General features: G+C 42.3%; 12 protein-coding genes. 9 read left to right on the top strand and 3 right to left on the bottom strand.

Annotation, left to right across the window (positions count from 1 at the left end):
* Window positions 1–100 precede the first annotated feature (100 nt).
* Both glnE and JMX92_RS00235 read left to right on the top strand, forming a co-directional pair.
* The gene (glnE, locus tag JMX92_RS00240) at window positions 101–2,962 is read left to right on the top strand and encodes a bifunctional [glutamate--ammonia ligase]-adenylyl-L-tyrosine phosphorylase/[glutamate--ammonia-ligase] adenylyltransferase (protein ID WP_201543244.1); all 2,862 of its coding nucleotides are present in this window, start codon (window positions 101–103) and stop codon (window positions 2,960–2,962) included.
* 170 nt (window positions 2,963–3,132) lie between these two features.
* Entirely contained in the window at window positions 3,133–4,062 is a 930-nt protein-coding gene (locus JMX92_RS00235; RefSeq protein WP_011960251.1) for a branched-chain amino acid transaminase, read from the top strand.
* Window positions 4,063–4,167: 105 nt separating this feature from the next.
* On the opposite strand, the gene JMX92_RS00230 is transcribed toward JMX92_RS00235, so the two are convergent.
* On the bottom strand, window positions 4,168–5,241 hold the full coding sequence (locus JMX92_RS00230) for an NAD-dependent epimerase (RefSeq protein ID WP_201543242.1): 1,074 nt from the start codon (window positions 5,239–5,241) through the stop codon (window positions 4,168–4,170).
* Window positions 5,242–5,630: 389 nt separating this feature from the next.
* Here JMX92_RS00230 and rfbB point away from each other — a divergent pair, with 389 nt between their 5' ends.
* The 7 genes from rfbB (at window position 5,631) to JMX92_RS00195 (ending at window position 11,774) form a co-directional block, all read left to right on the top strand.
* Window positions 5,631–6,692 carry a dTDP-glucose 4,6-dehydratase gene (rfbB, locus tag JMX92_RS00225; RefSeq protein WP_201543240.1) on the top strand — a complete coding sequence of 354 codons (1,062 nt, stop codon included), beginning with the start codon at window positions 5,631–5,633 and terminating at the stop codon, window positions 6,690–6,692.
* Window positions 6,693–6,700: 8 nt separating this feature from the next.
* The gene (gene rfbA, locus JMX92_RS00220; protein WP_201543324.1) at window positions 6,701–7,579 is read left to right on the top strand and encodes a glucose-1-phosphate thymidylyltransferase RfbA; all 879 of its coding nucleotides are present in this window, start codon (window positions 6,701–6,703) and stop codon (window positions 7,577–7,579) included.
* Window positions 7,576–7,977, top strand: a complete 402-nt coding sequence (locus JMX92_RS00215; protein WP_201543238.1) for a sugar 3,4-ketoisomerase — start codon at window positions 7,576–7,578, stop codon at window positions 7,975–7,977. The genes rfbA and JMX92_RS00215 overlap by 4 nt, the downstream gene beginning before the upstream one ends.
* Window positions 7,974–8,438, top strand: coding sequence for an acyltransferase (locus tag JMX92_RS13715; protein WP_110816451.1), 465 nt, complete (start codon window positions 7,974–7,976; stop codon window positions 8,436–8,438). Before JMX92_RS00215 ends, JMX92_RS13715 begins: the two co-directional genes overlap by 4 nt.
* Complete coding sequence (locus tag JMX92_RS00205; protein ID WP_201543236.1) at window positions 8,435–9,535, top strand: DegT/DnrJ/EryC1/StrS family aminotransferase; 1,101 nt, start codon at window positions 8,435–8,437, stop codon at window positions 9,533–9,535. Before JMX92_RS13715 ends, JMX92_RS00205 begins: the two co-directional genes overlap by 4 nt.
* A 39-nt stretch (window positions 9,536–9,574) precedes the next feature.
* Entirely contained in the window at window positions 9,575–10,828 is a 1,254-nt protein-coding gene (locus JMX92_RS00200) for a glycosyltransferase family 61 protein (RefSeq protein ID WP_201543234.1), read from the top strand.
* 61 nt (window positions 10,829–10,889) lie between these two features.
* Window positions 10,890–11,774: a glycosyltransferase family 2 protein gene (locus tag JMX92_RS00195; protein ID WP_201543232.1), complete on the top strand. Its 885-nt coding sequence runs from the start codon at window positions 10,890–10,892 to the stop codon at window positions 11,772–11,774.
* 81 nt (window positions 11,775–11,855) lie between these two features.
* Here JMX92_RS00195 and JMX92_RS00190 read toward each other — a convergent pair whose 3' ends face one another.
* On the bottom strand, window positions 11,856–12,473 hold the full coding sequence (locus tag JMX92_RS00190) for a YrbL family protein (protein ID WP_110816455.1): 618 nt from the start codon (window positions 12,471–12,473) through the stop codon (window positions 11,856–11,858).
* Window positions 12,474–12,517: 44 nt separating this feature from the next.
* Window positions 12,518–13,297, bottom strand: a complete 780-nt coding sequence (locus tag JMX92_RS00185; RefSeq protein ID WP_201543230.1) for a glycosyltransferase family 25 protein — start codon at window positions 13,295–13,297, stop codon at window positions 12,518–12,520.
* Window positions 13,298–13,339: the final 42 nt, after the last annotated feature.

Genomic DNA, 13,339 nt, shown 5'->3' with positions numbered 1-13,339 from the left:
TATAAGGATATAAAAATTTAACACGAACAGTTATCTTCTAAGTGCTTTTTATGTGGTAGGCTAATAGCACACTAGCACTTTTAAGGAGCCGTGCCCTATCATGCCCTCTGACCGTAGCCTCATTGACCAATTAACTCAAAACGTCCTTTCACTAAGCGCCCAGCACATAACCCAAGAGCACATTCAAGCACTTAAGATGGCCAGTCCTTTTGCTTATCAAATCTGGGAAAACAAGCCGGCTATTTGCCAAAACTTTTTGACCAGTTATCCTTTAGGTGAGCTGCTGACTCGCCAGCAAATCTGTGATTTGATTGATGATTACACCTTAGACGATGGGTTAGAGGGCGAGCTTAAGCGGGCCGATGAAGCCGGCGTCATGAAAGGTCTGCGCCGCTTGCGTGAGCTATTGATGCTGCGCTGGATTTGGCAGGACGCTTTGGGGCTCATTGCGCTTGAACAGCTGACCGGTGAGCTATCAGATTTTGCGGATAATTGTCTGATATTCGTTAAAGAGTATGTTTGGGAGCAATTGGTTGCGCGCTATGGCCGGCCCACATATATTGATGAAAAAGGGCAACGTCAGTTCGATGACATGGCCATCTTTGCCATGGGTAAGCTTGGGGCGCAAGAGCTGAATCTATCTAGTGATATCGACTTAATCTTCGTACACCGTGCCCGCGGTGAAACCGATGGTGATAAATCCAAAGGCACCAAAAGTATAGATAATAAGCGCTTTATGATTCGCTTGGGTCAAAGTATTATTAAGATCTTAGATACTTGCACGGCAGAAGGCTTCGTGTTTCGAGTCGATATGCGCCTACGCCCTTGGGGTGAGGGCAGTGACTTGGCCATTCACTTATCGGCTTTAGAGAAGTACTTTGCTGCTCATGGCCGCGCATGGGAGCGGTTTGCGTGGCTAAAAGCACGGGTGATTAATGAGGTTGACGATAGGTTTAATAGTCAATTAGAGAGCATCATTAAGCCGTTTGTGTTTCGCTATTATGTCGATTACAGTGCCTTTGCTGCACTGCGTGAAATGAAGTCTTTAATTCAAAATCAAGTGGCGCAGCGAGAGGACTTAGACAATGTTAAGCTCGGTGCCGGCGGCATTCGAGACATAGAGTTTGTGGTACAGGCTTTCCAATTAATATATGGCGGTCGTCACAGTCAGCTTGAGGTCAAGTCCTGCCTCAAAGCGATGCAGGCTTTAAACGAATTTGATTTCATCGATGATGATACTTACCGCAACCTAGAGGCTGCTTATCGTTTTTTTCGCCGCGTTGAGCATGGTATTCAGGCCATTCATGACCAGCAAACTCAAAAGCTGCCGCACAATCCAGAATGCCAGCACAATTTGGCGCTCACCTTAGGCTTTGATAATTGGGATGCTTTTTTACAGCGTCTAAATGAGCATCGCCGCAATGTGCATCTCCCCTTTGATCGTATGGTGACTGAGCGCCAGACGCCTACCAATACCGCTGTTGCCTCCAGTGATGAGCTGCAAAGCTTAGATGAGGTGCTTAACGAGGATAACAAGGCCAAGCTTGAGCAGTTTTGGTCAAGCAAAATGGTGGCCAATCTATCTGAGGAGGCCAAACAGCGATTAGATGCCGCTTATCCTGTATTGGTGCATGCGTTACTAATTCATGAAGCCAAGCAGGGCTTAGCCAATGTGGCATTACCCAGACTTATCGACTTATTAGAGGCCATCTGTCGCCGCTCTATATATCTAGTGATGCTCGCTGAAAACCCAGATGCCACAGTTAATCTGATTCCCATGCTCTCGGCAAGCCCTTGGATTGCTGGCGAGTTGACCCGCTATCCGGTATTGCTTGATTCATTCTTGCAGCAGCGCTACCGCCACCTGCCGGACAAAGAGGAGCTTGCCAATATCCTGCGTCAGCGCCTTTTGCGCGTTGAGCCTAATGATGAGGAGATGCTACTAAACGTGCTTAGATTGTTCAAAAACAATCAGGTGCTGGCTGTAGCCGCCAGTGATGTGCTGGCCGAACGCCCGATTATGAAGGTGTCTGATTCCTTGACTTATATTGCTGAGGTGGTACTTGAATTCACCTTAGAGCGTGCCTTCTCAGAGCTGGTCAAGCGTCATGGCTATCCGATCAATATGCAAGGCGAGTCAGTAACCGAAGCGCACAACGGCTTTGCGATTATTGGTTATGGCAAGCTTGGTGGGATAGAGATGTCGTATACCTCAGATCTTGATTTGGTATTTATTCACCAGATTAATGAGCAGGCAATGACCACAGGGCTTAAACCGGTTAGCGGCATGAAGTTTACCGCGCGTTTGGCCCAGAAGCTGATGACCTATCTCAATACCCAAACCCGAGATGGGCGTGCTTATGAGATTGACATGCGACTGCGACCTTCGGGTAATGCTGGCATGATGGTAGTCTCAAGCCGATCCTTTGAGCGCTATCAATTAGAAAAAGCTTGGGTCTGGGAGCATCAAGCCTTAGTACGGGCGCGCGCCATTTGTGGTGACAGTCGAGTGATGCAGGCCTTTAATCATACTCGCAAACAGGTGCTCACGCGCAAATGTGATATTGCTGACTTAAAACAGCACGTGATTGAAATGCGCGGCAAAATGAAAGACCATTTGGGCAGCAACCCCTTAGCTCAGCAGCAAGGTGAGTTTCATTTAAAACAAGATGCAGGCGGTATTGTCGATATTGAGTTTATGGCGCAATATGGCGTATTGGCCCATGCCCACGACCACCCAGAGCTGGCGCAGTGGAGCGATAATGTCAGAATTTTTGAAAGCTTAGCGGCCGCTGGAGTGTGGGATGCTGAGACCTGTGAGGGACTTACTAAAGCCTATCTTCTACTGCGCGCCGCGATGCATCAGCTGGCGCTTGCTAACGAATCGGTGGTGGTAGATGCAGCGGTCTGGAATGAGACACGCGAGTATGTCATCTCTAAATGGAATGAGATAGTGGTGTAGCCTAGGACTCAATATAACCAAATCAAATGCGCTACAAAACTAAAAATTGATAGTCAATTTAGGCCGCAGTGATATACTAAAATGATTGACCTCTCCTAAATATGCTGTTTATTATAAGGGGAGATCATGCAGGCTCGATTGACGATTATTGGCGTAAAGGGAACAACATTATGAGTATGGCAACAACGGAAGGCAAGCTTTGGCTAAACGGTGAAATGGTCAATCAGCCTGATGCCAAAGTACATGTGTTAACGCACAGTTTGCATTATGGTATGGCAGTATTTGAAGGGGTGCGTGCTTATCAAACAGAAGATGGCCGTACTGCAATCTTTAGATTAGAAGATCACACCGATCGCCTAATGGGCTCTGCCAAAATCTTTCAATTAAATGTCCCCTTTGATAAAGCCACTTTGAATCAAGCCCAAAAAGAGGTCGTTAAACAAAATGGCTTTGAGTCGGCCTATATTCGTCCGCTTATCTGGGTGGGCGCTGAAAAACTAGGACTCTCCTCACGAGATAATAGTATCAATGCCATGGTTGCCGCTTGGAAATGGGGCGCTTATTTGGGCGAGGAGGGCATCCAAAAAGGAATCCGGGTTAAAACCTCATCCTATACCCACCATATGACCAACGTCACCATGTGTAAGGCCAAAGCAGCGAGCAACTATCCAGTGTCTATTATGGCCAACCAAGAGGTGACTCGCAACGGCTATGACGAAGCCATCTTGATGGACTCTCAAGGCTATGTGTGCCAAGGTTCAGGCGAAAACTTATTTATGGTAAAAAATGGCGAGCTACATACGCCAGATTTGGCAGGTGGGGCATTAGATGGGATTACCCGCCGTACGATGATTCAGTTCGCTGAGGATTTAGGCATTAAAGTGGTCGAACGCCGTATTACTCGCGATGAGTTTTATTTAGCCGATGAGGTGTTTATGACCGGTACTGCCGCTGAAGTGACGCCCATCCGTGAATACGATGATCGCACCATTGGTAATGGCGGACGCGGTGACATCACACAGAAGCTGCAGAGCTTATATTTTGATGTGGTACATGGCCGCAATGAGCAGTACATGGATTGGCTGAGCTTTGTTGATTAGTTAAGTGGTATAGCTGTTATGCTCTAAGCCCTTATTTTAGGGATGGCTTAATTATAAAAAAATCCGGACATGATGTTCGGATTTTTTTATGTGAAGTGTCGGTAGTTATTTTTTAAAATAATCACGATACCAATTAGCGAAGTGTTTGATACCCTCAGCCAACTCTGTATTGGGGGTAAAGCCGGTTAATTGGGTTAATGAGCTGGAGTCTGCGTAAGTCGAAGCCACATCACCAGGCTGCATATCCATCATAATCTTCTGTGCTTCTGTGCCAAATTCTGCCTCTAATGTACGAATAAAGGCCATCAAGTTTACCGGTGAGTTATTGCCAATATTATAGAGGCGATAAGGGGCAGAAGAGGTTTCTGGACTCGGATGTCGGGGGTCAAAGGTTGATGCACCCACATCTTTGCTACCGGCCGGAGTGTCTAAAATCGCCAAAATACCCTCGGCAATATCACCAACATAGGTAAAGTCGCGGCTCATATCACCATGGTTGAATACTTTGATAGGGCGGTTATTAGAGATGGCATCAGCGAACAACATCGGCGCCATATCAGGGCGTCCCCAAGGACCATAAACGGTGAAAAATCTTAAACCAGTACAACGAATACCAAACAGATGCGCATAAGTGTGTGCCATCATCTCATTCGACTTTTTGGTGGCAGCGTATAAGGAAACAGGATGATCAGTGTGATCTGAGGTCTTAAATGGTTGTGATTGGTTTAGACCATAAACCGAGGAGCTTGAAGCAAAGCATAAGTTATCTACGTTATGCTGGCGGCAACCTTCTAATATATTCAAAAACCCAACCACATTGGTTTCAACGTACACATGTGGGTTCTCGATAGAGTAGCGAACACCCGCTTGTGCGGCTAAGTGACATACCGCATCGAACTGATGTTCGGCAAACAAGCTCTCCATCGCTGCACGATCTGCAATATCTAGCTTAATAAATTCAAAATTAGCAGAAGAGGTGCTATCACGGCTTGAATGATCAGCGGTCATCGTTTCAGCGTCTAAAGTCACCCCGAGCTCGCTTAATCTGGCCATTTTTAACGAGACATCATAATAATCGTTTAGGTTGTCCACGCCAATAATCTGATCGCCGCGTGCCAATAGTTTTTGGCACACATGAAAACCAATAAATCCTGCTGCGCCTGTTACTAGTATTTTCATGCACTTATATCCGTAGGTTTCTTCGAGCTTAATAAATTAACTTACAATGAATTTAGTACTTTTAAGTGTATTTTTTAAGAGCACTAGGTCGAACTTTTAAAATCTATAGCATAGCTTGTGGGTGAGGATAATAACAAATAACCTGCTTTAAGCATATGATGCGACTTACAATTTCTATAACTTCTGTCATAGCGATGATAGCTGAGAAAAGTATTTATAAATTACGCATAAATTCAACATCTTAACTATATAACCTTACCAGCTTTATTGTTATTATTACTTGCTTAGAATTTTCAACAAATCAAAAGTTATTAGTACTATAAAATTTAATTAATTTTGCTAAGTTGTTACAATACCTATTACTTCTATTTAAGGCATACATTGAGTCTATGAAAATACTGATTACTGGCGGTGCAGGCTTCATTGGTTCTGCGGTTGTCCGTCATATTATAAGCTGCACTGAAGATGAAGTGTTAAATATTGATAAGCTGACTTATGCAGGGAACCTAGAGTCATTAACGTCTGTTGAGGATAGCGCTAGATATCAATTTAAACGAATAGATATCTGTGATAGAGCCGCTGTTGAGCAGGTATTTGAAAGTTTTCAGCCAGATGCTGTCATGCATTTAGCCGCAGAATCTCATGTCGACCGCTCTATTGATGGACCTGCAGAATTCATTCATACCAACATTATTGGTACTTATACGTTATTGGAGGTCGCTCGTCAGTATTGGCAATCTCTTAATGAGCACAATAAGCAGAGCTTTCGGTTTCATCATGTCTCAACAGATGAGGTCTATGGTGACTTAGAAAATACTTCTGATTTATTTACCGAAACCACAGCTTATGCTCCAAGCTCGCCTTATTCAGCCTCTAAGGCCAGCTCAGATCATTTGGTGAGAGCGTGGCATCGTACTTATGGTCTACCAGTTGTTATTACCAATTGCTCTAATAATTATGGCCCCTATCACTTTCCTGAAAAGCTAATACCGCTAGTTATTTTAAATGCGCTTGAGGGTAAGGCGTTGCCTGTATATGGTAAAGGCAATCAAATCCGTGACTGGCTTTATGTAGAAGACCATGCGCGTGCTTTATATAAAGTGATTACAGAGGGTTTGACAGGTGAGACTTACAATATTGGTGGTCATAATGAGAAGCAAAATATTGACGTTGTAACGAGTATTTGTCAGATATTAGATGAGCTACAACCACAGGCGAATGGCCAGTCTTATGAGTCTCTTATTACTTTTGTTAAAGACCGCCCAGGCCATGATCTCCGTTACGCCATTGATGCTCGTAAAATATACAATAAACTTGGTTGGCAGCCCGAGGAGAGCTTTGAGTCTGGCATACGTAAGACAGTACAATGGTATTTGGCAAATCTAGACTGGTGTCGACGTGTACAAGACGGTAGTTATCAACGTGAAAGACTGGGAGTACAGCCAGAATGAGTAAAAATATGAATACCAAGGGTATTATTCTTGCAGGTGGCTCAGGCACTCGCTTATATCCGATTACTAAAGGGGTTTCCAAGCAGTTATTGCCTATTTACGATAAGCCTATGATCTATTATCCGCTATCTGTGCTTATGCTGGCAGGTATCCAAGATATTTTAGTCATTAGCACCCCAGAAGATATCGATGGCTTTAAGCGTCTGCTGGGTGATGGCAGTCAGTTGGGTATTGATATTGAATACGCGGTTCAGCCAAGTCCTGATGGATTGGCACAGGCGTTTTTGATTGGTGAAGACTTTATTGGTGATAGTAATGTCTGCTTGGTTTTAGGCGATAATATCTTTTATGGTCAAGGCTTTACGCCAATGTTAAAAAAAGCAGTAGAGCGTCCAACCGGCGCGACTGTTTTTGGTTATCAAGTGAAAGATCCTGAGCGCTTTGGTGTGGTTGAGTTTGATGATAATCAGCGAGCCATCTCATTAGAAGAAAAGCCGGCTCAGCCAAAATCCAATTTTGCCGTCACTGGGTTATATTTTTATGACAATGATGTGGTTGAGATGGCCAAACAAGTACAGCCCTCAGAGCGAGGTGAGCTTGAGATTACCAGTATCAATCAAATGTACTTACAGCGTGGTGACTTGAATGTGGAGCTACTAGGGCGAGGTTTTGCCTGGCTAGATACCGGTACTCACGAAAGCTTACTGGAAGCGGGCATGTTTGTTGAGACGATCGAGAAGCGCCAAGGTTATAAAGTAGCTTGCTTAGAGGAGATTGCCTTTAATAATGGGTGGTTGTCAGCGCAGCAGGTACAAGAGCAAGGCGCGAAGTTAAGTAAAAACAGTTATGGACAGTATTTATTAGCGCTGGCAGAAGGCAGATTATGAGTTTGGTTCATTGGATAGATTTGCCAGTATTAGGTGATGATAGAGGCTCATTGGTAGCCATTGAAGCCTCAGATACCATCCCGTTCGAAGTTCAGCGGGTGTACTATATTTTTAATACCAAGTCAGGTGTTGCGCGTGGTTTTCATGCGCATCATCAATTGCAGCAGCTTGCGGTGTGTGTGTCTGGTAAATGCCGTATGGTACTTGATGATGGGCAAACCAAAGAAGAGGCGTGGCTTGACTCTCCTAATAAGGGACTGTTAATAGGCGATATGATCTGGCGTGAGATGCATGATTTTAGTGACGATTGTGTGTTACTGGTATTGGCCAGTGAGCATTATGATGAGTCAGACTATATTCGTGATTATGATGAGTTTTTGAAGGTGGTCAAGCAATGAGTTTCTTCATTCATGAAAAAGCGGATGTGGCTTCAGTCGATATCGGTGAGAACACCAGAGTCTGGCAGTTTGTGGTCATTTTAAAAGGTGCAATCATTGGCAGAAACTGTAATATTTGTGCGCATACGTTGATTGAAGATGATGTGATTATTGGAGATAACGTTACTGTAAAATCGGGTGTGTATGTCTGGTCTGGAACCCGAATAGAAGACGATGTTTTTTTGGGCCCAAATGCGACATTAACTAATGATCTTATGCCTCGATCTAAGCAATACCCTGATGAATTTTCAGGAATTACTTTGAAAAAAGGGGCGAGCATAGGTGCAAATGCCACAATACTCCCTGGTATAACTATAGGTGAAAAGGCGATGGTGGGTGCCGGTGCGGTTGTGACCAAAGATGTTCCCGCTAATGCTGTTGTGGTAGGTAATCCAGCAAAAATTATAAGGTATTTAAAATGATTCCTTTTTTAGATCTTAAAGCAGTAAATCAGCAATACAGAGATGAGCTGGTTGCGGCAGCTACGCGAGTGATTGATTCAGGTTGGTATATTGGTGGTAATGAATTAAGCCGCTTTGAAGATAGCTTTGCCACCTACTGCGGGACCAAACACTGCATTGGTGTGGCAAATGGCTTAGATGCACTAATTTTGACCCTTAAAGCTTGGATGCTTATGGGCAAGCTGCAAGAAGGGGATGAGGTCATCGTACCCACCAATACCTATATCGCTAGCATATTGGCTATTAGTGCAAATCACTTGACACCTGTGCTGGTGGAGCCTGATGTCGTAACGTGTAACTTAAGCCCTGAAAAGGTACAGGCAGCCATCACTGATAAAACTAAGGCTATTTTGCCGGTGCATCTATACGGGCAATTAGCAGATATGCCTAATATTATGGCACTTGCTAAGCGACACAATTTATTGGTACTAGAGGATGCTGCACAAGCACACGGTGCCAGCTTAAATGGTACCAAGGCTGGAAATTTTGGCAATGCAGCAGGGTTTAGTTTTTATCCTGGCAAGAATTTAGGTGCCTTAGGGGATGCTGGGGCAATAACCACAAATGATGATGAGCTGGCACAGACTTTAAGAGCTCTACGTAATTATGGCTCACATGAAAAATATAAAAATCTATTTCAGGGTGTCAATAGTCGTTTAGATGACATCCAAGCGGCTATGCTAAGCGTCAAACTTGGTTATCTAGATAGTGAGATAGCGCATAGACGTGCAGTAGCCAAAGTCTACTTAGATGGCATTCATAATCCAGCGATAACCTTGCCCGCCTATTATAGTGAGTCTCATGTGTGGCATGTATTCGTAATCCGCTGTGACGATAGAGACAACTTGCAAAGATATCTGGCAGATAACGGGGTGCAGACGTTGATCCATTATCCAATTGCACCGCACAAGCAGCAGGCCTATCAGCAGTGGAATCATATCAGTTACCCAATAAGTGAAGCGATTCACCAGCAAGTACTTAGCTTACCGATAAGTCCAGTTCTGTCTATGGATGATGCTCAAAAAGTCGTTGAGCTTTGTAATGCGTATCGTTCATAGTTCACAAAACCATAGTTGACGAATTTGTGCGGTGCACTTATGAAACTGGGAGGAGAGGTGCAGATAGTGAAACAGAGCTTAGCCGGTGGTAGAAGTGGTGTATCCCAACATCTAAAAGAGCTTGAGTTTAGGTTAAAGCATAAGCGACTTGAGAAGCGGTCTGTTGAAGACATAAAAACGTATGTTTTGTTAAAAAAAGCAGAAACAAACAGTATCTCAAATAGCCCTAAATATAATAATCAATGTCATTATGAATGCAGCTATCAGCCGGTTGATATTAAACTTTACGAGTTAAGTGATGTTTATTGCAATATAGAATGCTCAAGCTTTGTTAGCGGTGATATTAAAAGTGTTTATATAGAAGAGTTTCCTTACATCTCTTGTCAAGACGCTAATTATAAATCAGGGTTTTTAGTACGTCATGATACAAAGAGTGCGTATATAAAAAACATAAGAAAAAATAGTGTTAGAGCTTTTAAAAGGGCGCTATTCTTAGGTGGCAATGGGTCATTTAATTTTTATCATTGGATGATAGAGATTGCCCCGAAGTTATTAGTATTAACAGATGAAGCGCTAACACAAAGAGCGGTCAACACCATCATAGTCAGTGAGTGTGTCCAAAAAAACGATAATTATCAGTGGGTATTACAGCAGTGTCTAAAACATCTGCACGATATTGAAATTGTTTATGCTCAGCCTAAAGAGGTGCTCTTTGTTGAGCATCTATACTTCGTAAATACCTTTAACCAAACCATCTATAACTACCATAATTTCTTAGACGATTATCGTACCAGTACTATCTTCAATAAGGAGGTTGTCATTGACTTACGTCATCGTTTATCTAATGCCACTTTGCACTCTCCTAAACAACGGCTAGATAGCAATTCTCATAAAAAAATATTTATTTTGCGTAATGAAGATGCCGTAAGCAGTTATAACAAAAGAAGTTATAACCAAGATGAGGTATTTTCTTTTTTTAAAAAAGAAGGCTTCGTCGGGGTTTATCCTGATAAGCTTAGCCTCATTGAGCAGATCACTATGTTTCAAGAGGCAAGCTTTATTGTGGGGCCATCTGGTGCAGCTTGGTCTAACTTATTATTTGCACAAGAGGGTACAAAGGCGATCAGTTGGCTTCCTGAACAATTAAAATACTTTGATACATATTGTTCCTTAGCAAATATACTGGGTGTGGATATGCATTATTTACAGTATCAGGTGAAATGCGGTAAGGTGCATGGCTCTTATCGTTTAGACCTTCAGCAATTAATAGACTTGTATCAACAAATTCAGTAGCTGGTTTAATAGTGGCTAAAACTATTATAAATCACAGTTTTTATCACATTTAGGTAGCAATATGAGTACTTCTGGTCCTTTAGTTTCGGTGGTGATTCCTTGTTATAATCATCAAAGTTTTGTGCAAGACTCCATTCAAAGTGTCATTGATCAAAGCTATAAAAATATAGAATTAATAATTATAGACGATGGCTCTAAAGATAATTCAGTCCAGAGAATCGAGGAAATGATTCTGGCCTGTGAGCAAAGATTTACCCGATTTGAATTTAGGCATAGACCCAATAAAGGACTCAGTGCTACTTTAAATGAGGCACTTGAGTGGTGTCAGGGTAAGTATTTTGCTGTATTGGCTTCTGATGATTTAATATTGCCTCATAAAACTGAAGTACAGGTAAGTTTTTTAGAGCAACACCCAGAGGTAAATTCAGTATTTGCTGGCGTTAAGCTGATCGATAGTCGTCATAAGGAGCTGTCTGTTTCTTTAAGAAAGCCTGGGGTTTATAGCTTTGAGAGTATCATTATGAATAAACATGACTTTCCTGCTGCTACACAGTTACTTAGGTTAGAGGCGGTTAAACAGGTTGGAGGATACAATCCAAAAATTGCTTTAGAAGATTGGTATATGTGGTTAAAACTTAGCCAAATTGGCGATATTTACTATCTCAATGAGGTGCTAGGTCTCTACCGGCAGCATGACAGTAATTTTTCTGGCAATATTGAAAAAATGATGCAAGGTCGAATAGAGGTTCTCAATTGCTTTAAAGACTCTGAATATTATGAGCCGGCAATGCAGAAGGTTCTGTGGTCTAATGCACGTAGAGAGTTTGAGAGTAAAAAGGGACTAGAAAAGCTTGAGAAGTTCTCAGGGCTATTTAAGCAAAAACCGTTGAAAGCGACGAATCTAGTGTTTAAACAAATGATTAAAAAAGTCAAAAATAAACAGTAGACGGTAAGGTGATGGGGCTTGATATTACCAATAACGAAAACAAGCCCCAACATACCGATTGCTACAGAGAACTAAAAAAGTTTATATCCCTATTTTAGCCTTAATCTTAGCTTCCACCTTTCTAATATTTTTATCATTGATGGTCTTACTCATTGCTCTAAATGGAATGACTAATTTCTCACCAATGCCATCTACCAGTACAAATTCAGGGCGACCTTGGCGCGATTCGGTATACATGATACCACCAATGTTAACCTCACCAAATACCACGTGGTAATCACAGCAGTCGTCAAAGAATTGATCGAGTGCCTTTTTCTGAGCTTCGCCAAATTGTTGCTGGTTAACCAAATCCTCTAAGGTTTTAGGCTCTCCAGAGGGAGCAATAATCTTTTCAGTAACCAGTCCGAGTCCTTGATCTGTGTCAATAAAGCCGTGTACTGTTTCTATAGGGAAGGTAAATAGTTTTTGGCTGTAATGGGTTTTACACAGCTGTAAATACTGCAATAATTCACGGCGAAACTGGCGATAGATACCTTGATGACGATTAGCGCGTAATCGGCTTTGAGTCGCTCGGCCACCCTCAGCTGTCGCATTTTCAGGCTTCATTAATTTTATGACCTTATTAGCCTCATCTGGATGCTGATAAACTAACTTTTGAGTCCCTTGTCCTAACAGTTGTAACTGATCAATTTTAATCATAAAAGCTAAGCCTTATAAGTTAAAAGTAGAGATGGTAATAAGGTTTATTTAAATACTATTTTTTTGGCAAGCAAATGCTTTTTGGTGTTTCTAATAAGTCTACTGGCCTCTAATTGTAATTTACTAAAGCCCTTTTTCTTCTCTTGTTTACGACGCAGCTTACGTTCAGAAGATAATGCACTGGGTAAGGTTACCTCGCTGTTATTATCTTGTTTCTTCTTTAAAATCTTCTCTTGCTCACACAGGGCCGGTAGCATTTGATAGACAGGCTCTATTTGAGCAGCAATAAACTCATCAAAAATCATTTTATCGACAGGTTTAGCAGGCTGTTTTAAAATAAAGTCTAAAAAAAGCTTAGCACCCTGCAAAGATAAGATATATCCAGCGGCACCTAGGTTTTTACCTTCAAGAATAGCAAGCTTACGCTTATTAGGTATTACCTCATAAGTCTTAGAGGATAAATAAGCCTTTTTTGAAAATGCCTCTATTTTAATAATATGCCAATCCGGTTGTATCCAATTGGTCTGGGTCAGTAACTCTGTGGCATCTTCTCCCAAAAAAACATCGTCTTCGAAGATGGCGACATAATCAAGCTGCTCTGCAATGATTTTCTCCCATACTGCAACATGGCTCATCATACATGCCAGCTCAGTAGGGGTTAAATCTGAGGTATCCTCTAAGTTTAGACTCTTAGCGTATTGAGCTTCTTGCTCAGGTCTTAGAGCGTCAAAAAACTCATACCTAAGGTGATGTTTCCCAAATTCATTTTCAATGTGTTGACGTCTTTTATTGGCAGAATCTAAGCTAATAATAATATTCTTCATAACTGTTTTATCCATATAAAGCACTGGCATCTGGGCTAGACC

Origin of the sequence: Psychrobacter sp. H7-1 (assembly GCF_904846585.1) — a bacterium.
Taxonomy (GTDB): Bacteria; Pseudomonadota; Gammaproteobacteria; order Pseudomonadales; family Moraxellaceae; genus Psychrobacter; species Psychrobacter raelei.
Note: the sequence above shows the minus strand (reverse complement) of the source record. Positions and strands in the feature narration are given on the sequence as shown.

Excerpts from the sequence above, each read along its gene's own strand:
- JMX92_RS00185 (WP_201543230.1), bottom strand. The coding sequence starts at position 13,297 with ATGAAGAATATTATTATTAGCTTAGATTCTGCCAATAAAAGACGTCAA.
- JMX92_RS00230 (WP_201543242.1), bottom strand. The coding sequence starts at position 5,241 with ATGAAAATACTAGTAACAGGCGCAGCAGGATTTATTGGTTTTCATGTG.
- JMX92_RS13715 (WP_110816451.1), top strand. The coding sequence starts at position 7,974 with ATGAGTTTCTTCATTCATGAAAAAGCGGATGTGGCTTCAGTCGATATC.
- rfbA (WP_201543324.1), top strand. The coding sequence starts at position 6,701 with ATGAATACCAAGGGTATTATTCTTGCAGGTGGCTCAGGCACTCGCTTA.
- JMX92_RS00205 (WP_201543236.1), top strand. The coding sequence starts at position 8,435 with ATGATTCCTTTTTTAGATCTTAAAGCAGTAAATCAGCAATACAGAGAT.
- rfbB (WP_201543240.1), top strand. The coding sequence starts at position 5,631 with ATGAAAATACTGATTACTGGCGGTGCAGGCTTCATTGGTTCTGCGGTT.
- JMX92_RS00215 (WP_201543238.1), top strand. The coding sequence starts at position 7,576 with ATGAGTTTGGTTCATTGGATAGATTTGCCAGTATTAGGTGATGATAGA.
- JMX92_RS00235 (WP_011960251.1), top strand. The coding sequence starts at position 3,133 with ATGAGTATGGCAACAACGGAAGGCAAGCTTTGGCTAAACGGTGAAATG.
- JMX92_RS00190 (WP_110816455.1), bottom strand. The coding sequence starts at position 12,473 with ATGATTAAAATTGATCAGTTACAACTGTTAGGACAAGGGACTCAAAAG.
- JMX92_RS00195 (WP_201543232.1), top strand. The coding sequence starts at position 10,890 with ATGAGTACTTCTGGTCCTTTAGTTTCGGTGGTGATTCCTTGTTATAAT.
- JMX92_RS00200 (WP_201543234.1), top strand. The coding sequence starts at position 9,575 with ATGAAACTGGGAGGAGAGGTGCAGATAGTGAAACAGAGCTTAGCCGGT.
- glnE (WP_201543244.1), top strand. The coding sequence starts at position 101 with ATGCCCTCTGACCGTAGCCTCATTGACCAATTAACTCAAAACGTCCTT.